This window comes from Citrobacter sp. Cpo032, from assembly GCF_030332975.1.
Lineage (GTDB): Bacteria > Pseudomonadota > Gammaproteobacteria > Enterobacterales > Enterobacteriaceae > Citrobacter > Citrobacter portucalensis.
On sequence record NZ_JAOWGU010000044.1, the window covers coordinates 221510 to 242603 of the forward strand.

Annotated in this window: 22 protein-coding genes; 8 read left to right on the forward strand and 14 right to left on the reverse strand. The window is 52.0% G+C overall.

The genetic code is table 11. The features are described from left to right. The first annotated feature begins 22 nt into the window (after positions 1-22). The gene (gene yfbR / locus OGY33_RS12190; protein ID WP_003028083.1) at positions 23-622 is read left to right on the forward strand and encodes a 5'-deoxynucleotidase; all 600 of its coding nucleotides are present in this window, start codon (positions 23-25) and stop codon (positions 620-622) included. Between the two features lie 63 nt (positions 623-685). Here yfbR and OGY33_RS12195 read toward each other — a convergent pair whose 3' ends face one another. From OGY33_RS12195 to yfbV, 4 genes are all read right to left on the reverse strand, one after another. Then, positions 686-2518, reverse strand: coding sequence for an SLC13 family permease (locus tag OGY33_RS12195; RefSeq protein ID WP_191238267.1), 1833 nt, complete (start codon positions 2516-2518; stop codon positions 686-688). Positions 2519-2595: 77 nt separating this feature from the next. Beyond that, positions 2596-3273, reverse strand: coding sequence for a sugar phosphatase (locus OGY33_RS12200; protein ID WP_008785348.1), 678 nt, complete (start codon positions 3271-3273; stop codon positions 2596-2598). After that, entirely contained in the window at positions 3266-3760 is a 495-nt protein-coding gene (locus OGY33_RS12205) for a YfbU family protein (RefSeq protein WP_003028086.1), read from the reverse strand. The genes OGY33_RS12200 and OGY33_RS12205 overlap by 8 nt, the downstream gene beginning before the upstream one ends. A gap of 83 nt (positions 3761-3843) precedes the next feature. Further along, on the reverse strand, positions 3844-4299 hold the full coding sequence (gene yfbV / locus OGY33_RS12210) for a terminus macrodomain insulation protein YfbV (RefSeq protein WP_003028087.1): 456 nt from the start codon (positions 4297-4299) through the stop codon (positions 3844-3846). Positions 4300-4638: 339 nt separating this feature from the next. Here yfbV and ackA point away from each other — a divergent pair, with 339 nt between their 5' ends. The 3 genes from ackA (at position 4639) to yfcC (ending at position 9781) form a co-directional block, all read left to right on the forward strand. Next, positions 4639-5841, forward strand: coding sequence for an acetate kinase (gene ackA, locus OGY33_RS12215; protein ID WP_003834770.1), 1203 nt, complete (start codon positions 4639-4641; stop codon positions 5839-5841). Positions 5842-5916: 75 nt separating this feature from the next. Then, on the forward strand, positions 5917-8061 hold the full coding sequence (gene pta, locus OGY33_RS12220; protein WP_008785351.1) for a phosphate acetyltransferase: 2145 nt from the start codon (positions 5917-5919) through the stop codon (positions 8059-8061). 199 nt (positions 8062-8260) lie between these two features. Then, positions 8261-9781 carry a putative basic amino acid antiporter YfcC gene (gene yfcC / locus OGY33_RS12225; protein ID WP_048224744.1) on the forward strand — a complete coding sequence of 507 codons (1521 nt, stop codon included), beginning with the start codon at positions 8261-8263 and terminating at the stop codon, positions 9779-9781. A 56-nt stretch (positions 9782-9837) separates the two neighbouring features. Here the strand turns inward: yfcC and yfcD are convergent, their stop codons facing one another. The 3 genes from yfcD to yfcF are packed head-to-tail and all read right to left on the reverse strand — an operon-like array spanning position 9838 to position 11700. Beyond that, positions 9838-10392, reverse strand: a complete 555-nt coding sequence (yfcD, locus tag OGY33_RS12230) for an NUDIX hydrolase YfcD (RefSeq protein WP_003834775.1) — start codon at positions 10390-10392, stop codon at positions 9838-9840. Positions 10393-10448: 56 nt separating this feature from the next. Then, a complete protein-coding gene (gene yfcE / locus OGY33_RS12235) occupies positions 10449-11000 on the reverse strand; it encodes a phosphodiesterase (RefSeq protein WP_048234823.1) in 552 nt (183 codons plus the stop codon). A 55-nt stretch (positions 11001-11055) separates the two neighbouring features. Then, positions 11056-11700, reverse strand: a complete 645-nt coding sequence (gene yfcF / locus OGY33_RS12240) for a glutathione transferase (RefSeq protein ID WP_003834778.1) — start codon at positions 11698-11700, stop codon at positions 11056-11058. Positions 11701-11834: 134 nt separating this feature from the next. Here yfcF and yfcG point away from each other — a divergent pair, with 134 nt between their 5' ends. The 4 genes from yfcG (at position 11835) to OGY33_RS12260 (ending at position 14388) form a co-directional block, all read left to right on the forward strand. Beyond that, positions 11835-12470: a GSH-dependent disulfide bond oxidoreductase gene (gene yfcG, locus OGY33_RS12245; RefSeq protein WP_020996685.1), complete on the forward strand. Its 636-nt coding sequence runs from the start codon at positions 11835-11837 to the stop codon at positions 12468-12470. A gap of 54 nt (positions 12471-12524) precedes the next feature. Then, positions 12525-12887 (forward strand): dihydroneopterin triphosphate 2'-epimerase, encoded by a 363-nt coding sequence (folX, locus tag OGY33_RS12250; RefSeq protein ID WP_003028107.1) that lies wholly within the window; start codon positions 12525-12527, stop codon positions 12885-12887. Positions 12888-12907: 20 nt separating this feature from the next. Then, the gene (locus OGY33_RS12255; protein WP_003834782.1) at positions 12908-13801 is read left to right on the forward strand and encodes a TIGR01777 family oxidoreductase; all 894 of its coding nucleotides are present in this window, start codon (positions 12908-12910) and stop codon (positions 13799-13801) included. A gap of 71 nt (positions 13802-13872) precedes the next feature. Then, the gene (locus tag OGY33_RS12260; RefSeq protein ID WP_071845290.1) at positions 13873-14388 is read left to right on the forward strand and encodes a GNAT family N-acetyltransferase; all 516 of its coding nucleotides are present in this window, start codon (positions 13873-13875) and stop codon (positions 14386-14388) included. Between the two features lie 33 nt (positions 14389-14421). Here the strand turns inward: OGY33_RS12260 and hisP are convergent, their stop codons facing one another. The 7 genes from hisP to purF form a co-directional block, all read right to left on the reverse strand. After that, positions 14422-15195: a histidine ABC transporter ATP-binding protein HisP gene (gene hisP, locus OGY33_RS12265; protein WP_003028114.1), complete on the reverse strand. Its 774-nt coding sequence runs from the start codon at positions 15193-15195 to the stop codon at positions 14422-14424. A gap of 13 nt (positions 15196-15208) precedes the next feature. Further along, positions 15209-15916 (reverse strand): histidine ABC transporter permease HisM, encoded by a 708-nt coding sequence (gene hisM, locus OGY33_RS12270; protein WP_003028116.1) that lies wholly within the window; start codon positions 15914-15916, stop codon positions 15209-15211. Beyond that, on the reverse strand, positions 15913-16599 hold the full coding sequence (locus tag OGY33_RS12275) for a histidine ABC transporter permease HisQ (protein ID WP_003028118.1): 687 nt from the start codon (positions 16597-16599) through the stop codon (positions 15913-15915). Before OGY33_RS12275 ends, hisM begins: the two co-directional genes overlap by 4 nt. Before the next feature lie 186 nt (positions 16600-16785). After that, positions 16786-17568, reverse strand: a complete 783-nt coding sequence (gene hisJ, locus OGY33_RS12280; RefSeq protein ID WP_003028120.1) for a histidine ABC transporter substrate-binding protein HisJ — start codon at positions 17566-17568, stop codon at positions 16786-16788. 247 nt (positions 17569-17815) lie between these two features. After that, positions 17816-18598: a lysine/arginine/ornithine ABC transporter substrate-binding protein ArgT gene (gene argT, locus OGY33_RS12285; RefSeq protein ID WP_006683634.1), complete on the reverse strand. Its 783-nt coding sequence runs from the start codon at positions 18596-18598 to the stop codon at positions 17816-17818. Positions 18599-18885: 287 nt separating this feature from the next. Next, positions 18886-19455, reverse strand: coding sequence for a UbiX family flavin prenyltransferase (locus tag OGY33_RS12290; RefSeq protein WP_060683492.1), 570 nt, complete (start codon positions 19453-19455; stop codon positions 18886-18888). Between the two features lie 96 nt (positions 19456-19551). After that, a complete protein-coding gene (purF, locus tag OGY33_RS12295; protein WP_003028127.1) occupies positions 19552-21069 on the reverse strand; it encodes an amidophosphoribosyltransferase in 1518 nt (505 codons plus the stop codon). Positions 21070-21094: the final 25 nt, after the last annotated feature.

Sequence of the window (21094 nt, forward strand, 5' to 3'; positions counted from 1 at the left end):
AAGTCACTGAGTAAGGGTCGTTATGAAGCAGAGCCACTTTTTTGCCCACCTCTCCCGTCTGAAACTCATTAACCGCTGGCCGCTGATGCGCAACGTGCGCACCGAAAACGTGTCCGAACACAGTCTGCAGGTTGCCATGGTTGCCCATGCGCTGGCCGCAATTAAAAACCGTAAATTTGGTGGTCAGGTTAATGCTGAGCGTATTGCCCTGCTGGCGATGTATCACGATGCGTCAGAGGTGTTAACCGGCGATCTCCCTACCCCAGTGAAATATTTCAACTCGCAGATTGCCCAAGAATATAAAGCGATAGAGAAAATTGCCCAACAAAAACTGGTCGATATGGTTCCCGATGAGCTGCGCGATATTTTTGCGCCGCTCATTGATGAACATGCCTTAAGTGAAGAAGAGAGGTCGATTGTTAAACAGGCCGATGCCCTGTGCGCGTATCTGAAGTGCCTGGAAGAACTCTCTGCCGGTAACAACGAATTTCTGCTGGCGAAAACACGTCTGGAAAAAACGCTGGAGTCACGACGCAGCGAAGAGATGGACTACTTTATGGACGTATTCGTCCCGAGTTTTCACCTCTCATTAGATGAAATCAGTCAGGATTCTCCATTGTAAGTTTGCGGCGACATTGCCTTTGTAGGCCGGATGAGGCGTTAGCCGCCATCCGGCACATAAAAATCAAAACGGAAACAGCATCGGGATCATCACCACGCACACCACCATCACAATGATGGTAAACGGCACGCCAATTTTTACGAAATCGCTAAAGCTGTAGTTACCCGGCCCGAGTACCAGTGTGTTTACCGGTGAAGAAACTGGCGTCATAAAGGCTGCGGAAGCCGCCATCGCAATCACCATTGCAAAAGGATACGGCGAAACGCCCATCGACTTTGCTGCCGCCAGCGCAATCGGCGCCATCAGTACCGCCGTCGCAGTGTTAGAGATAAATAACCCAATGGTCGCGCACAGCACGAACAGACAGCCCAGCATCATATACGGGCCGTACCCTCCACCAACGTCCATTAGCCCTTTAACCACCAGATCGACGCCGCCCGTTTTTTGTAATGCCAGCGCAAAAGGCATCATTCCGACAATCAAAATAATACTTGGCCAGTGAATGGCTTTGTAGGCGCTTTCGGCATCGATGCAGCGGAATTTTCCCATCAGCAAACAGGCGATAATCGCGGCAACTGTATTAGGGATTTCATCGGTGAGCATTAACGCGACCATCAGCACCAGACAGAAAATCGCATGCGGCGCCTGGCTGTGCGCCGGAGAAGCTTCACTGACTTCCACGGGCATATTCAGCACCACGAAATCGCGCCCTTTTTGCCCCAACAAAGTGATGAGTTTCCAGTTGCCCACCACCAGAATGATATCGCCCATCAGTAGTGGTTCATCCACCACCGCTCCGGCCAGTGCCATACCATCACGCTTCAGTCCGACGACATTAAGCCCGTAACGCGAACGAAAAGCGATTTCCCGTACCGTTTTGCCGATCAATTCCGATTCAGGAATCAATGAAATCTCGGCCATACCCACATCAAGCGCCTGCTCGGAGAAGTATTCACCACGCAGCACCATCGGCTCCAACAGTTGCTCGCTGCAAAACTCACGCAGGTCAACGTCGGCCGCTGACATATCGATCAGCAATACGTCACGGGCACGGAACTCAGAAACCCCGTTAACATCGACTATCACGCGGCGAAAACGCCGCCAGCGTTCAACACCAATCACGTTTGCCCCGTAGCGCTCACGCAATTTCAGGTCATCCAGACGTTGGCCAATCATGGGAGAACCCGGGCGAATCGCCAGGCGACGGGCACGCCCTGTCAGGCGATATTCTTTGATCAGATCGCGAAAGGTCCGGCGCTTCCAGCCGTCTCCCGGCTGCCCGGAGTCTTCACCTTTCAGCATAAAACGCATCACCAGCATATAAATTATGCCGAGTACCAACACCACCAGTCCCAGTGGGGTTACGCTAAAAAAGCTAAAACCGTTAAGTCCTTCACGTAACAATTCACTGTTGACGACCAGGTTCGGCGGCGTTGCCACCAGCGTCATCATGCCGCTTATCAATCCGGCAAAGCTCAATGGCATCATCAGGCGTGAGGGGGAGATTTGCATGCGCATGGAAACGCTTAAGACAACCGGAATAAAGATGGCGACCACACCGGTCGAACTCATGAAGGCACCGAGTCCGGCTACGGTTATCATCAGCAACACCAGCATTTTAACTTCACTGCTGCCAGCGACCTTCACCAGCCAGGCACCCATTACCGTCGCCACGCCGGTACGCACCAGGCCGTCGCCGATAATGAATAAAGCCGCTATCAAAATAACGTTAGGATCGCTGAACCCGGAAAAAGCCTCTGTGATGCTCAATGTTCCGCTCAGAACAAAGGCAATAATGACCAGCAAAGCGACCGCGTCCATACGCACTCTGCCAGTTGCAAACAAGACGACGGCAATCGCCAGCAATGAGAGAACCCATATCAATTCACCGTTCACAACATATCCTTGTTAAATGAGAGGGATGGGCTGATTCTGCCATAAAAAAGCCCCAACAATCTGGGGCTAAATCATGATCAGGTATTTCTTATAACGACCACATTTCCGTTGGGTTGTTTGGTCACAGAAATATGTTCCAGACTGGTCAGCGAAAAATCAACCTCGTCCAGACGCGGCGTATCCGCTGGCGCGTTAACCGCGATGACATGACACCCAGCAGCCAATCCTGAGAGCACCCCGGCGGGGGCATCTTCCACCACTGCACATTCCTGCGGCGCCAGACCCAGAAGTTGAGCGCCTAACAGATACGCGTCTGGCTCTGGCTTCCCTCTTTTTACCCGCTCAGCGGTGACAAACACTTCTGGAGCAGGAAGCCCAGCAACACGATGGCGCGCCCGTGCGACCGGCATGGAGCCGGAGGTCACAATCGCCCATGGAATACCCGCTTTATTGAGATGGTTGAGTAAATCAACTGCCCCCGGCAGCGCGGTGATCCCGGCGGTTTCCGTCGCTTCGATCTGCTCCAGACGGGTAAATTCCGCGGCGATCTCTGCCTCAGACTTGCCCACCATAAAGTGTCGCAGGGAGGTAATGGCCTGCTTGCCATGAATAAAGCCGAGTACCTCGGCGTGATCGAGGCCGAAGCGATCGGCCCAGTTGCACCACGCACGCTCTACTGCGGGTAAGGAATCGACCAGCGTTCCATCCAGATCAAACAGAAAACCTTTGCACTGCACGCTCGCCCCCTCAGGCATTAATGATTTGGTTAATTTCATTCGCGCTCAGGTGATATTGACGCGGGCAAGAGTGCCAAACATTCAGCATACGCTGATATTTTTCCCACATTGGGGTCTGGGCGTTGAAGCCATGCGTACCCGCATCAAAGTGGGTGTAACGACCTTCCACATTGACCATAAAACGAACATACCCGAGGAAACGGGCTTCCGTTGCGGCGTCAAAACCGAGGAAGGTCACGCGACGCTCATCAATAGCCTGCGCATCCTTAAGATTAGTCCAGGACACATGTAATGCGTGATACATCTCCATAATATCGATAATCGTACGACAGGTTTCTTCCGTCAGTTCACCAAACTCACGATCCAGCTCACGCATCTGCAAGCCGTAACCGCGTTCAATAATCGTCTGCAAACGACGATAACGCTCGGCGTTAGTTGGATCGAGCATAGTCATCATTTTGTACTGATTCGACAAAATCAGACGTTGAGCGTTGGTCATTTCCATTTGGGACTCCTGTATCACTACTACTGCGATGAAAAAAAAGAAGGCATCTTGTGCCTTCTTTTATATGCGTAATCAGGGGTCAATTACAAATCATCAAGGAAAGTTTTATCCAGTTGTTTGAAGGCGCGCTTAAGCGTGTCAGCCAACGCCTGGTAATCCGGCTTTCCTTCCACCGGAGAGAGCGCCTGCCCAGCTTCTTGCAATTTACCCCGAACTTCGTAGAACCAATTGAGAATTGAAGGCGGCAGCGGCGTTACGGAACGTTTTCCCAGCCACCACATCCCCTGCATCGGCAGGCTAAGCGCAAACAGAGCAGTCGCCACGGCCGGGCCCAACTGCCCCCCTAACGCAATTTGCCAACATAAGGTGAAGACGGCGATAGGCGGCATAAAACGAATCGCGTAACGCGTCATGCGGATCACGCGGTTCTCAACAAACACGGGCGCAAGGCGCTTTTCCATTGGCCACGTCTTTGCATAGTGCTGCCCCCGGCGAAACAAGCTAAAAAAATTGACGGAGCGATTATCCGGTGTCGACATGGCGGTTACCTCAACTTCACATATAAAAATTAAAAAATTTGTGCAAAACAACAACTACAAGGGACATCGTTCAAAACATTTTGTCTTTGATACCCACATTCAGGTATCCTGTGCCGGCCTGTAAGGCCTGTAGTCCAAAATCATTGAGTCGTCAAATTGGCATACATTATGCCATTGCCTGAAAAATACGCAAAATGACATAGACTCAAAGGTATTTATTCCATCGTGCCCAAAAAGACTATGGCGCATGATGTTAATCATAAACGTCGGTGTCATCATGCGCTACGCTCTATGACTCCCTGACGTTTTTTTAGCCACGTATCATAAATAGGTACTTCCATGTCGAGTAAGTTAGTACTGGTTCTGAACTGCGGTAGCTCCTCACTGAAATTTGCCATCATCGATGCAGTAAACGGTGAAGAATACCTCTCTGGTTTAGCCGAATGTTTCCATCTCCCAGAAGCACGTATCAAGTGGAAAATGGACGGCGGTAAACAAGAAGCGGCTTTAGGTGCAGGCGCCGCTCACAGTGAAGCGCTGAACTTTATCGTTAACACTATTCTGGCACAAAAACCAGAATTGTCTGCGCAATTGACCGCTATTGGTCACCGTATCGTACACGGCGGCGAGAAGTACACCAGCTCCGTGGTTATCGATGATTCCGTTATTCAGGGCATCAAAGATTCTGCCTCTTTCGCACCGCTGCATAACCCGGCTCACCTGATCGGTATCGCAGAAGCGCTGAAATCCTTCCCTAATCTGAAAGACAAAAACGTGGCTGTATTCGACACCGCGTTCCATCAGACTATGCCGGAAGAGTCTTACCTCTATGCTCTGCCGTACAGCCTGTACAAAGAACACGGCGTTCGTCGTTACGGCGCGCACGGTACCAGCCACTTCTTCGTCACACAGGAAGCGGCAAAAGTGCTGAACAAACCGGTTGAAGAGCTGAACATCATCACTTGCCACTTGGGCAATGGCGGTTCTGTATCTGCTATCCGTAACGGTAAATGTGTTGATACCTCCATGGGTCTGACCCCGCTGGAAGGTCTGGTGATGGGTACGCGTTCCGGTGACATCGACCCGGCGATCATCTTCCACCTGCACGATACCCTGGGCATGAGCGTTGACCAGATCAACAAAATGCTGACCAAAGAGTCCGGCCTGCTGGGTCTGACCGAAGTCACCAGCGACTGCCGTTATGTTGAAGATAACTACGCTACTAAAGAAGACGCTAAACGTGCAATGGACGTTTACTGCCACCGTCTGGCGAAATACATCGGTTCTTACACTGCGCTGATGGATGGTCGTCTGGATGCAGTTGTCTTCACCGGTGGTATCGGTGAAAACGCAGCGATGGTTCGTGAACTGTCTCTGGGCAAACTGGGCGTTCTGGGCTTTGAAGTTGACCACGAACGTAACCTGGCCGCACGTTTCGGCAAATCTGGTTTCATCAACAAAGAAGGTACCCGTCCTGCGCTGGTTATCCCAACCAACGAAGAACTGGTTATCGCGCAAGACGCGAGCCGTCTGACTGCCTGATTTCACACCGCCAGCCTAGCTGGCGGTGCTGTTTTGTAACCCGTCTAAATTGGCGGTAACGAAAGAGGATAAACCGTGTCCCGTATTATTATGCTGATCCCTACCGGAACCAGCGTCGGCCTGACCAGCGTCAGCCTTGGCGTGATCCGCGCAATGGAACGCAAAGGCGTTCGTCTGAGCGTCTTTAAGCCGATCGCTCAACCGCGTGCCGGTGGCGATGCGCCAGACCAGACTACCAGCATCGTCCGTGCTAACTCTTCTCTGCCAGCCGCTGAGCCGCTGAAGATGAGCCACGTTGAATCTTTACTGTCCAGCAATCAGAAAGATGTGCTGATGGAAGAGATCATCGCGAACTACCACGCGAACACCAAAGACGCTGAAGTTGTACTGGTTGAAGGCCTGGTCCCAACCCGTAAACATCAGTTCGCGCAGTCTCTGAACTACGAAATCGCGAAAACGCTGAACGCGGAAATCGTCTTCGTTATGTCTCAGGGTACCGACACCCCGGAACAGCTGAACGAGCGTATTGAACTGACTCGCAGCAGCTTCGGCGGCGCGAAAAACACCAACATCACTGGCGTAATCGTTAACAAACTGAACGCACCGGTTGATGAGCAGGGCCGTACTCGCCCGGATCTGTCCGAGATTTTCGACGACTCTTCCAAAGCGAAAGTGATCAAAGTTGATCCGGCTAAACTGCAAGAATCCAGTCCGCTGCCGGTTCTGGGCGCGGTGCCATGGAGCTTCGATCTAATCGCTACTCGTGCAATCGATATGGCGCGTCACCTGAACGCCACCATCGTTAACGAAGGCGATATCAACACCCGTCGCGTGAAGTCTGTGACGTTCTGCGCACGCAGCATTCCACATATGCTGGAACACTTCCGCGCAGGTTCTCTGCTGGTGACTTCTGCCGACCGTCCTGACGTGCTGGTTGCAGCATGTCTGGCTGCTATGAACGGCGTGGAAATCGGTGCCCTGCTGCTGACTGGCGGCTACGAAATGGACGCGCGCATCACTAAACTGTGCGAACGTGCATTTGAAACCGGCCTGCCGGTATTCATGGTAAACACCAACACCTGGCAGACCTCTCTGAGCCTGCAGAGCTTCAACCTGGAAGTTCCGGTTGACGATCACGAGCGCATTGAGAAAGTTCAGGAATACGTTGCTAACTACATCAACGCTGACTGGATTGAATCCCTGACTGCAACCTCTGAGCGTAGCCGTCGTCTGTCTCCACCGGCGTTCCGTTATCAGTTGACCGAGCTGGCACGCAAAGCGGGCAAACGCGTTGTTCTGCCGGAAGGCGACGAACCGCGCACCGTTAAAGCGGCAGCCATCTGTGCTGAACGTGGTATCGCAACCTGCGTACTGCTGGGTAACCCGGATGAGATCACCCGCGTTGCAGCCTCTCAGGGCGTTGAACTGGGCGCTGGTGTAGAAATCGTTGATCCAGATGTGGTTCGCGAAAGCTACGTTGCTCGCCTGGTCGAACTGCGTAAAAACAAAGGTATGACCGAAACCGTTGCCCGCGAACAGCTGGAAGACAACGTGGTTCTCGGTACCCTGATGCTGGAACAGGACGATGTTGACGGTCTGGTTTCTGGTGCAGTGCACACCACCGCGAACACCATCCGTCCGCCGCTGCAGCTGATCAAAACTGCACCGGGTAGCTCTCTGGTGTCTTCCGTGTTCTTCATGCTGCTGCCGGATCAGGTTTACGTTTACGGCGACTGCGCGATCAACCCGGATCCGACTGCAGAGCAGCTGGCAGAAATCGCGATTCAGTCCGCTGATTCCGCAATTGCCTTCGGTATCGAACCGCGCGTAGCGATGCTCTCCTACTCCACCGGTACTTCTGGTGCAGGTAGTGACGTAGAGAAAGTTCGCGAAGCAACCCGTCTGGCACAGGAAAAACGTCCTGACCTGATGATCGACGGTCCGCTGCAGTACGACGCCGCCGTTATGGCTGACGTAGCGAAATCCAAAGCGCCGAACTCTCCGGTTGCAGGTCGCGCTACCGTGTTCATCTTCCCGGATCTGAACACCGGTAACACCACTTACAAAGCGGTACAGCGTTCTGCCGACCTGATCTCCATCGGGCCAATGCTGCAGGGTATGCGCAAGCCGGTGAACGACCTGTCTCGTGGCGCGCTGGTAGACGATATCGTCTACACCATCGCACTGACCGCGATCCAGTCTTCCCAGCAGCAGCAGTAATCTGCCGAGTGTGCCGGATCTCTTATCCGGCAACACATCTGCTTATCAAACCGGAAATAGCTGATATTTCCGGTTTTTTTATGTCTATTTCCCTTTTGGCATAATCTGAAACATTTGCCTGGATGCGCTGCATCAATGAATAACTATTCTTCTGTTCGCATACTTACTCTCTTTTGCGTTGCAACAGGGATAGTCTTTCATGTCAGCAGTAACAGAATCACAGCCAGCTAAAAAATGGGCGATGCCCGACACGCTGGTGATTATTTTTTTCGTCGCCATTTTAACCAGTCTGGCAACATGGGTTGTTCCCGTCGGGATGTTCGACAGCCAGGAAGTTCAGTATCAGGTTGATGGACAAACCAAAACCCGTAAGGTGGTTGACCCCCATTCCTTTCGTATTCTGACCAACGACGCAGGTGAAGAGCAGTATCACCGGGTGCAGTTATTCACCACCGGAGATGAACGCCCAGGCCTGATGAATTTCCCGTTTGAAGGATTAACCTCCGGCTCGAAATTCGGCACTGCTGTCGGCATCATTATGTTTATGCTGGTCATTGGCGGCGCATTCGGCATCGTTATGCGTACCGGCACCATTGATAACGGCATCCTGGCGCTCATTCGCCATACGCGGGGCAACGAGGTCCTGTTTATCCCAGTGCTGTTTATTCTCTTCTCCTTAGGCGGTGCGGTGTTTGGCATGGGGGAAGAGGCTGTTGCCTTTGCCATTATCATCGCGCCTTTGATGGTACGGCTAGGTTACGACAGTATCACCACCGTGCTGGTTACCTATATCGCGACTCAGATTGGTTTCGCCAGTTCATGGATGAACCCATTTTGCGTGGTGGTCGCGCAAGGTATTGCGGGGGTACCGGTGCTCTCTGGTTCCGGGCTACGCATCGTGGTCTGGGTGATCGCTACACTAATCGGGCTGACCTTCACGCTGGCCTATGCGGCGCGTATCAAAAAGAATCCGCTTTTGTCCCGGGTACATGAATCCGACAGCTTCTTTCGCGAGCAGCAGGACGAGGTCGTGGAACGACGCTTCACGCTGGGCGACTGGTTAGTGCTACTGGTGCTAACCGCGGTGATGATTTGGGTTGTCTGGGGCGTTATCGTCAACGCGTGGTTTATTCCTGAGATCGCCAGTCAGTTCTTCACGATGGGTCTGGTGATTGGCATTATCGGCGTCGTGTTTCGGCTCAACGGCATGACGGTCAACATCATGGCCTCCTCATTCACTGAGGGTGCACGAATGATGATTGCCCCTGCCCTGCTGGTTGGTTTTGCCAAAGGCATTTTACTGCTGGTCGGTAATGGAGAGGCGGGTGAAGCCAGCGTGTTAAACACTCTGCTGCACAGCATTGCCAATGGCATCAGCGGGCTGGATAACGCCATCGCGGCGTGGTTTATGCTGTTGTTCCAGGCAGTTTTTAATTTCTTCGTCACTTCCGGCTCTGGTCAGGCTGCGTTAACCATGCCGCTACTGGCACCGCTGGGCGATCTGGTTGGCGTAAACCGTCAGGTCACAGTCCTGGCCTTCCAGTTTGGCGACGGATTCAGTCATATTATCTATCCGACGTCAGCATCTCTGATGGCTACGTTAGGCGTTTGTCGGGTGGATTTTCGTAACTGGCTGAAGGTAGGTGCTACGCTGTTGGGACTGCTGTTTATTATGTCCAGCGTGGTGGTGATTGGCGCGCAGATGATGGGTTACCATTAAAAAGTGTGCGTCCGGCCTACTCGATTTCTCGACGCAGTAGGCCGGATGAACAGAGTTTACTCAGCTTCTTCCTGCTTTTCGGCTTTCGCCCCTTCATTCTTGGCGTTGCGGGTCATCCACAGCGCCAGGGCTTTCAGGGAGTCCGGTGTAAATTCGTCGCAGCGCGCGGTAATTTCTTCCGGCGTCAACCAGCAAACTTCACTGACCTCATCTTCCTGAAGCGCAAACGGTCCGTGGGAAACGCAGCTAAACAACCCACCCCATACGCGACAGTTCTGGTCTTCAAAGTAAAACTGACCATGCTCGGCAAACGGCACGCCCGCAATCCCCAGTTCCTCTTCTGCTTCACGACGCGCTGATTCCAGCATCTGCTCGTCAGCCTGAACCACACCGCCTGCGGTGGCATCCAGCATGCCGGGCAAAAAATCTTTTGTCTCAGTGCGGCGTTGAACCAGAATTTTGCCCATACCATCATGCACAACGATATACGTTGCACGATGGCGTAAGCGTTGCGCCCGCATTTGTTCCCGGCTGGACTGTGCAATGACTTCGTTGTCTTCATTCACAATATCCACCCATTCAGTACTTGCCAAACGACGCTGTTCCACCATCAGGAAACCTTCTTTTTTCTGGCGCTCTTACGGCGCGTTTATGTTTGTGGGGTAAATTACGGATTAATCTCGACCTGTGCAATAACACTTTGATCATTGAGTGCCATTACGCTGAGAACATTATCATCCAGAATCCCGTAACTTGCCGCAAAGCCCCCTTTCGGGATGCTTACCGAGCCGGGATTGAAATGATAGATACCCTCGCGCCGCTCAGCAACCGGCAGATGAGTATGCCCATAAACCAGAACATCGCCCGCATTGAGCGCCGGCATATTTTGCGGGCCAAAAAGATGTCCGTGCGTCAAAAAGAGTCGCTGGTTTTCTGTCAGAATTTGCTGCCACGGCGCAGTCATCGGAAAATGCAGGAGCATCTGATCCACTTCGCTGTCGCAATTACCACGCACCGCAATAATTCGCGATGCCAGCTCATTCAGCCGTTCAGCAACCTGCGCAGGTGCATAGCCTTCTGGAAGCGCATTACGCGGCCCGTGGTTTAAAACATCACCCAATATCACCAGCCATTGCGCGCCGCTTGCAGCAAACCGTTCGAGTACGCGTTCCGTGGCTGGCAACGAACCATGAATGTCCGATGCGAACATCAGTTTCATCACTCACTCCTCGCTGAAAATTACCTTGTAATGATACTGGATTACGGCCCGTTTTTCAGCAGGAACGCTTCGCTGAAAGCGCGATAAAACGCTGTACTGAAGCGCGCTGCCACTGGAAGGTGGCGTATTCCGCAAGCGCTTCTGGAACCTCATCGCCGTTAAGGACCAGGCGATTAAGCATTAGCGCTAAATCACAGTCAGCGATACACCATTCGCCAAATAAATTCTGCTTACCGTGGCTCAGTAAACTGCTCGCAGTAGCGAACAGTTTTTCCGCACTGGCTTTTCCCGCTTCGCTTAACGGTCCTTTCTTCACGCCAGCAAAAACGACATCTGTTGATCGTTCCTCACGGATAGGCATTAAATCGCTGCGGATCCACGCCTGAACCTGGCGCGCCCGAGCGCGCTTTTGTACATCGTGTGGGTAGATACGCTCCCACTGTGGCGGTGCAAAGCTCTCTTCCAGGAATTCTGTAATCGCTGATGATTCGCTCAGTTCAAAACCATCGATCTCAAGAACCGGTACGCGGCGCGTCAAGGCGTAACCTTGCCATGAAGGATGCAAGTGTTCACCACTATTGAGATCAACGGTTTTCAACGTAAAAGGTAGCCCTTTCTCTTGCAGAGCAACATAAACAGACAGCACGTAAGGGGAGAAAAAATTGGCATCTGACCATAGCGTAATTGCAGATTTGCTCATAATGTCCTCTGAAGTGTATTGGCTTGCTTTCAAAATATAGAGTCTTTCTCTCGCTGTCACTTGATGAAAACTCACGCACGCCAACAGGCTCTATACTTGTAATGACCCGGTTCATGACAAAACGGATGCTGAAAATGATCGATCTCTATTACACGCCATCGCCAAACGGTCACAAAATCACGCTGTTTCTTGAAGAGGCACAGCTGCAATACCGTCTGATTCATGTCGATATCAGCAAAGGCAGCCAGTTTCGCCCCGATTTTCTACTGATCTCGCCGAACAATAAAATCCCGGCCATTATCGATCATGCGCCGGAAGATGGCGGAAGGCCCATCAGCTTGTTTGAGTCCGGAGAAATTTTACTCTATCTGGCGGAGAAGAGCGGTAAGCTGCTTAGCGGTGAATTACGCGAACGCCACACCACACTGCAGTGGCTGTTCTGGCAGGTCAGCGGTCTGGGTCCCATGCTGGGGCAGAATCATCATTTCAGTCATTACGCTCCGCAAACGATCCCTTACGCTATTGAAAGATACCAGGTTGAAACCCAGCGCCTGTACAACGTGATGAATAAACGTCTGGAAACGTCACCCTGGCTGGGAGGCGATCACTACAGCATTGCTGACATTGCCTGCTGGCCGTGGATCCACGCCCATCAGCGTCAGCGCATCGACCTCGACAATTACCCGGCGGTCAATAACTGGCACGAACGCATCCGTACGCGTCCTGCCACGGAACGCGCCATGCAGCAAGCACTGAGTGAGAAGCGGTGACGCAATTCGGTTCTCGTGTATCATGCAGAGGTTCATACATGGAGGAAACCTGCAATGTCACAACCTGACGCCATTATTCGTATAAAAAACCTTCGTCTGCGCACCTTTATCGGCATCAAAGAAGAGGAGATCCTTAATCGCCAGGATATCGTCATCAATATTGCCATTCACTATCCGGCAGACAAAGCCCGTACCAGCGAAGATATCAACGACGCGCTGAATTATCGCACTATAACCAAAAGCATCATTGCCCACGTGGAGGGTAACCGCTTCTCATTGTTAGAAAAATTAACTCAAGATGTGCTCGATATCGCACGCGAACATCACTGGGTCACTTATGCTGAAGTGGAGATAGATAAACTTCACGCATTGCGTTACGCCGACTCAGTATCAATGACGCTGAGCTGGCAGCGCTAAAACGTAACCCGGGAGGCGACATGCAGATTCTGATTACCGGCGGTACTGGCCTGATTGGACGTCATCTGATCCCCTGCCTGCTGGAACTGGGGCATCAGATAATCGTAGTGACACGTACCCCTGATAAGGCTCGTCAGATTCTCGACTCTCGGGTCACGTTATGGAAAGGACTGGAAGAGCGGCAACATCTCAATAATATTGATGCCGTGATTAACCTTGCCGGAGAGCCTATTGCAGATAAGCGCTGGAGCGCACAGCAAAAGGAACGCTTGTGCCAGAGCCGTTGGGGCATTACGCAGAAACTGGTCGATTTAATCAATGCCAGCGAGACGCCGCCCTCAGTGTTAATCTCCGGTTCCGCTACCGGTTACTACGGCGATTTGGGCGAAGTTGTGGTTACGGAAGAAGAGCCACCGCATAACGAATTTACCCACAAGCTGTGCGCCCGCTGGGAGCAAATTGCCAGCACTGCGCAAAGCGACAAAACCCGCGTATGTATGCTGCGTACCGGCGTGGTACTAGCCTCAGCAGGCGGCATTCTGGCAAAAATGGTCCCGCCGTTTCGTCTTGGCTTAGGCGGCCCGATCGGTAACGGACGCCAGTATATGGCATGGATCCATGTTGATGATATGGTCAACGGAATTATCTGGCTGCTGAATAACGATCTACGCGGTCCCTTCAATATGGTTTCGCCATACCCGGTGCACAATGAGCAGTTTGCCCACGCGCTGGGTCACGCTCTGAACCGCCCTGCAATTCTGCGCGTTCCCGCCACCGCTATGCGACTGCTGATGGGGGAATCGTCAGTACTGGTCCTTGGTGGACAACGCGCATTGCCCAAACGCCTGGAAGCTTCCGGTTTTACGTTTCGCTGGTACGATTTAGAAGAAGCGCTGGCGGATGTCATCCGATAACCCCAATGCACTATTCACAGTCGCCGTTGTGGTGGTAAGGTTATAGACCAGATTTCCGCAATGGCGACGTTATGGCGATAATATCGACTCCCCGACTTACCCTCTCTTTGTTTCAATTTTCTGACTGGTCATTTTTCCAGAAACTCCGTGAATGTCCTGAAGTCATGCGCTATATGGGCAACATCGCCCCGGCGAAAGATACGCGGCTGTTATTCGCCAGACGTCTGGCCGCACAGCACACTTTCGTCATCCGCGAACATAACAGCCCGACGCCACTTGGCGATATTGGTCTGCAAATCAGCCATCTTTACCCGCAGGAAGCCGACCTCGGCTACGCCATCATGCCACAGGCTCAGGGGAAAGGTATTGCCAGCGAAGCCGTGCGCGCGGTGTGCCAGTATGCCTTCGAGCATGCAGGTGTGACGGCGATAAACGCATACGCGCTGGCGGATAACAAGGGTTCAATCCGTATTCTGGAAAAGACAGGCTTTGTACGTACGCAGGTACTGGAAAAGGCGTATGAGATTGACGGCATCGCCTACGACGACTGGGTGTTTCGGCTGGAGCGCGACGCGCTAAAATTGTAAGCCCGGAAAGCGTAGCGCCTCCGGGCTGTTGACTTACTTCAGCGATCCTTTAAGGAACTGTTGCAAACGCGGGCTTTGCGGATTACCAAATACCTGCTCCGGGTCACCCTCTTCCTCAATTTTCCCCTGATGCAGGAAAATCACGTGCGTGGAAACATGACGGGCAAACCCCATTTCGTGGGTCACCACCACCATGGTTTTCCCCTCTTCAGCCAGCTGTTGCATAATGCGCAGCACTTCACCCACCAGCTCAGGATCAAGCGCCGACGTAGGTTCATCAAACAGCAACACTTCCGGTTCCATCGCCAGCGCACGGGCAATGGAAACACGCTGCTGCTGACCACCGGACAGGTGCACCGGATATTTGCCCTGTGCGCGCTCATCAATGCCCACTTTAGCCAGATACTTCACCGCACGGTCGCGAGCTTCCTGCTTGCTCAGCCCCAACACCTGAATCGGCGCTTCCATGACGTTTTCCAGCACTGTCATGTGGCTCCACAGATTAAAGTGCTGAAAGACCATCGTCAGACGCGTACGCAGCAGGCGTAGCTGATTTTTGTCCGCAACTTTCAACTGGCCGTCTTTGTCGCGCACCAGACCAATGTTCTGACCGCTGACGACAATCGACCCGGCACTCGGTTTCTCGAGAAAGTTAATGCAGCGCAGGAAGGTACTTTTACCGGAACCTGACGAACCAATAATGCTGATAACATCACCCGCGTTGGCCTGCAGCGATACCCCTTTCAGCACTTCATGTTCGCCGTAGTGCTTATGTAAATCGATAACGTTTAATTTATTTTCAGACATCGTGTTACTCGAATCATTTAGAGGATACATGCTGCAACCAGCGTTTTTCCGCTTTACGGAACAGACTGATCAGGACATACGAAATAATCAAATACAGCACAGCGGCAATACCGAAGGCGGTAAACGGCTGATACGTTGCCGAGTTGATATCGCGAGCGATTTTCAACAAATCTGGCACCGTGGCCGTAAATGCCAGCGCCGTGGAGTGCAGCATTAAAATGACTTCATTACTGTATGCCGGCAGCGCAATACGCAGCGCGGAAGGTAAAATAATGCATCGATACAGTTTGAATGACGAGAAACCGTATGCGCGCGCAGCCTCAATCTCACCGTGAGGCACGGAACGAATAGCCCCGGCGAAAATCTCCGTGGTATAGGCGCAGGTATTCAGCGTCAGCGCCAGCACGGTGCAATTCAGCCCGCTGCGGAAAAACGCGTTGAGGAAGTCCGTGCCTTTAACTATCTCCAGCGTATACATCCCGGAATAAAACACCAGTAGCTGAACGTACAGCGGCGTCCCACGAAAAATATAGGTGAACAGCCAGATGGGAAACTGGATAAATTTATTACTGGAAACGCGACCAATCGCCAAAAAGAGTGCCAGTATTCCGCCCATCACTACTGACGAAATCAAAAGCCACAGGGTGATAGCGACGCCAGTATAGCGATATCCGTCGGTCCACAGCAGGGACTTCCAGTATTCCTGAATAATCTCGATCACAGGTCAGCCCTCTTCACACCCACGGAATAGCGGCGCTCAAGGTACAGCAGCACACCATTAGAAACAGTGGTAAACACCAGATAGATGACCCCGCACACGACGGCAAAATAGAACGGCTCCCAGGTACTCTTCCCGGCAAGTTGAGTCGCTTTCACCACGTCTTCAAGTCCAAGCAACGATACCAGCGCCGTAGCCTTAAGAATAACCTGCCAGTTATTGCCGATTCCCGGTAAGGCATAACGCATCATCGCCGGGAACATAATGCGACGAAATATTTGTGAGCTGGTAAAGCCAAACGCCGTCGCGGCTTCAATATGGCCTTTTGGTACAGCCATAAACGCACCGCGAAAAGTTTCGGTAAAGTAGGCGCCGTAGATAAATCCAAGGGTGATAATGCCCGCAACCATCGGATCAATATCAATCTGGCCGATACCGATGGCATCGGTAATGGTATTCAGCGCGATTTGTAATCCGTAGAAGATGAGCAGCATTAAGACCAGATCGGGCACGCCGCGGATTAGCGTTGTGTACCCTTCGAAAATAAGCCCCATTGCCCGGCTTTGCGACAGCTTTGCTGCTGCGCCGACAAGACCTATCAGAACCGCCAGTACCACCGAGCTGAGAGCCAGCTCCAGCGTAACAATTGCGCCCTGTAAAATAACACCTGAAAAGCCATACAACATGCTGCCTGTCCTGTCGTGTGTGGTGGAGTAGTAAGCCTCTTTTGATTTCAGACTAACCGTTAAATGCCGGATGGCGGCCTTGCCTTATCCGGCCTACAAAATCACCGTAGGTCGGATAAGCGCGGTGCCATCGGGCATAAATTCAACGCGTCAAAAATCTACGGGCTTTATCAGCACCTGCGGTAATTAACCGCCGTAAACATCAAAATCGAAGTACTTTTTCGCCAGCTTCTCGTAAGTACCGTCAGCTCGCATTTCGGCAAAGGCTTTATTCAGCGCTTCGCGCAGTTCGTTATCGTCTTTGCGCAGCCCCATACCGGTACCCACGCCGAACAACTTCTCGTCTTTCACAGACGGGCCGCCGAATTTGTAATCTTTACCGACTGGCTGTTTCAGGAAGCCTTCGCTGGCCGCAACTTCATCCTGGAACGCTGCGTCAATACGCCCGGCAGTCAGGTCAGAATAGATATTGTCCTGCCCCTGATAAGAGACAATCTCAATACCTTTTGGCGCCCAGTGTTCGTTGCCGAACGTTTCCTGGGTAGTGCCCTGCAGCACACCAACACGTTTGCCTTTCAGCGACTCAATGGTCGGCTGAATAGCAGAATCTTTAGCGACAACCAGACGCGAATCGGCTGCATAAAGCTTGTCGGTAAATGCGATTTCCTGCTGACGTTTTTCAGTAATGGAAAGCGAGGACATGATGGCATCGATTTTCTTCGCTTTTAGCGAAGGGATCAGCGCGTCCAGCGGGTTTTCCACGAAGGTACATTGCGTATTGATACGTTTGCACAGCTCTTTAGCCAGATCGATATCAAAACCGACTAATTCACCCTGCGCATTCTTCGATTCGAACGGCGCATAAGTAGGATCGGTACCGATACGAATTTTTTGCGGAATGGCTGCAAATGCTGCGGTAGCACTGGAGAAAGCCAGAACCAGAGAAAGAGACAACACCAGTTTTTTCATAACTATCCTCAACAGACTGTCTTTTATAGGGGATCTTTACAGGACCAGGTGCAGTTATCGTGCCATTAATCAGGCCGACAAGGCAAAGCATTCTACCCTGTCGGCGGTATTTATTTGCATGAAAAGCGCTTAAGTATGCACTCATGCTTATTAAGTCAGCGATAAAAGCACCAAAACAGTGCACTGAATTTATTATGCACCGAAATGGTTACCCGCAATGGTGCAGTCAATTCCCCACGCCGCTGTATTAATCGCCGTAGACATTAAAATTAAAATATTTGCTCGCCATTTTGTCGTAGGTGCCGTCTTTACGCAGTTCGCCCAGCGCTTTGTCGAAAGCGGCTTTCAGCTCTGCATCATCTTTGCGCAAGCCAATCCCGGTTCCGTCACCAAAGTATTTTTTATCTTTCACCGACGGACCGGCAAAAGCGTAATCCTTACCAGCAGGCTGCTTCAGGAAGCCTTCGCTGGCCGCGACTTCATCTTGCAATGCCGCGTCCAGACGGCCTGCCGTCAGGTCAGAATAGATGAGGTCCTGGTTCGCATAGGCCACCACGTCCACGCCTTTGCTGCGCCAGTTGTCATTGGCATAGGCTTCCTGAGTAGAGCCTTGCAGGACGCCAACGTGTTTACCTTTGAGGGAATCCAGAGTCGGCTGAATTGGGGAGCCTTTCGCGGCGATCAGACGTGAGTCTGCAGCGTAAAGTTTGTCTGAGAACGCAATCTCTTGCTGACGCTTTTCGGTGATAGAAAGCGAGGAGATGATGGCATCAATTTTTTTCGCTTTCAGCGATGGGATCAGCGCATCAAAGTCACTTGCAACCCAGGTGCATTTGATCTGCATGCGCTTACACATCTCATTTCCCAGATCGATATCGAAGCCGACAAAGTCGCCTTTGGCATCTTTAGAGGAAAAAGGAGCGTACGTTGTATCTGTACCAATACGAACCGTCTGCGGAAGTGCTGCGTAGCTGGCCGCGGTGGCGGAGAGTCCTACCAGCAAAGACAAAGCAAGAACCGTCTTCTTCATACATAACCCTCAAGTGGCGTAATTTTATTATGTTTTACGTTGTGTTGTGTGTTTGCAGACTTTTTCATGCAGGTCTTATGCCATTTTCGCGTCGATGAGGATATTCGACGTTAAATATGTTAATAAAACGTTGCAATAATGTCCTGATTTTGAAGATAGCAGGTCTGGCGGTTGAACCGCAGCGTTTCGTTGAGTTTTAACGAATTAAATGTTGAGGATATGATCGCGGTTACAAAATTGCCCTGAAACAGGGCAACGGATGATTCTTTGCACGCTGATGGAACGGCTTACGCCCCTTGCCAGCGGGTGAACAGGTCCTGTGGAAGGGTAATATCAAACTGGTCAAGCACGCGATTAACCGTTTGATTAATCACATCATCGAGCGTTTGCGGACGATGATAAAACGCCGGGACAGGTGGCATAATTACCGCCCCAATTTCTGCCGCCTGCGTCATCAATCGCAAATGCCCCAGATGCAGCGGCGTTTCGCGTACACACAGCACCAACGGACGGCGTTCTTTCAATACCACATCCGCCGCACGGGTAAGCAACCCATCGGTGTAACTGTGGACGATGCCAGAAAGCGTTTTGATTGAACAAGGCAGAATAACCATTCCGGCGGTCTGAAAAGAGCCGGAGGAGATACTGGCGGCGATATCACGGCTATCATGATTCACATTTGCCAGCGCCTGCACGTCGCGCACAGAGAGGTCCGTTTCCAGCGCCAGCGTCTGCCGGGCAGCGGCACTCATCACCAGGTGGGTTTCCACATCAGTGACGTCACGCAATACCTGCAACAGGCGCACGCCGTAAATTGCCCCGCTTGCACCAGAAATACCAATGATGAGTCGTTTCATGTGTAATCGCCCTTACTTGCTCAGGGCCGACTTTGCAGGAAATTACGGTGAGTTGCAAGCAAGGGCGCAGGTTGCGCCCTTGCTTGCGAGCAAACATTAACCTTCGTTGTGCATCTCAAGGTTTTCCGCTTCGTTCTGACGCAACACCGCTTTGGCATCGTCATTACGCAGGGAGTCGAGGAAATCGAGATATTGCTGGTCGACGTCTTTGGTAACGTACACGCCGTTAAACACTGAACATTCAAACTGCTGAATATCCGGGTTCTCAGCACGGACAGCTTCAATCAGATCGTTCAGATCCTGGAAGATCAGACCATCTGCGCCGATTATCTGGCGAATCTCGTCCACTTCACGACCATGCGCAATCAACTCCGTCGCCGTAGGCATATCGATGCCATAAACGTTCGGGAAGCGAATTTCCGGGGCGGCAGAGGCCAGATACACCTTCTTCGCGCCAGCTTCACGCGCCATCTCGATAATCTGTTCTGAGGTGGTGCCACGCACGATGGAGTCATCCACCAACAGCACGTTTTTATCACGGAATTCCGCACGGTTAGCGTTCAGCTTACGGCGCACAGATTTACGACGCAACTGCTGGCCCGGCATGATAAAGGTACGGCCCACATAGCGGTTTTTCACAAACCCCTGGCGGTACGGCTTACCGAGAATACGAGCAATTTCCAGCGCGATATCACAGGAGGTTTCCGGGATTGGGATTACTACGTCGATGTCCAGATCTTCCCACTCACGGGCAATTTTTTCGCCAAGCTTAGTCCCCATATTCACACGGGCGCTGTAGACGGAAATCTTGTCGATAAAGGAGTCAGGACGTGCGAAGTAAACGTATTCAAACAGACATGGATTGCTCACCGGGTTATCGGCACACTGACGGGTAAACAGCTGGCCTTTTTCGGTGATGTACACCGCTTCGCCAGGTGCTACGTCGCGCAGGAATTCAAAGCCCAGCGTATCCAGCGCTACGCTCTCAGACGCCACCATGTACTCGGTACGGCCATCGCCAATATCGCGTTTGCCCATCACCAGCGGACGGATACCGTTAGGGTCGCGGAAGGCAACCATACCGTGACCGATAATCATCGCCACGCAGGCATAGGCGCCGCGAATCTGGCGGTTGGTTGCCGCAATGGCCGCAAAAATATTGTCGGCTTCCAGCGGGTAATGGCGGAAGTTATCCAGCTCGCTGGCGAAAATATTCAGCAGAATTTCAGAATCTGAAGTGGTATTGATGTGGCGGCGCTTTTCTTCAAACAGCTTTTTACGCAACTCATGCGCATTGGTCAGGTTGCCATTGTGGGCAAGCGTAATGCCATACGGTGAGTTGACGTAAAAAGGTTGAGCTTCGGAGGCGCTGGAGCTGCCAGCCGTTGGGTAACGCACATGACCGATGCCCATATTGCCCTGCAAACGCTGCATATGGCGCGCTTCAAAAATATCGCTCACCATTCCGTTTGCTTTACGCAAGCGGAAGCAGTTGTTGGCATCAATGGTGATGATGCCCGCAGCATCCTGACCACGATGCTGGAGCACCGTTAACGCGTCATAAATCGACTGGTTTACCGGCATAACACCGGCGATACCGACAATACCGCACATACGTCTTTTCCTCGTTCAGCAACGA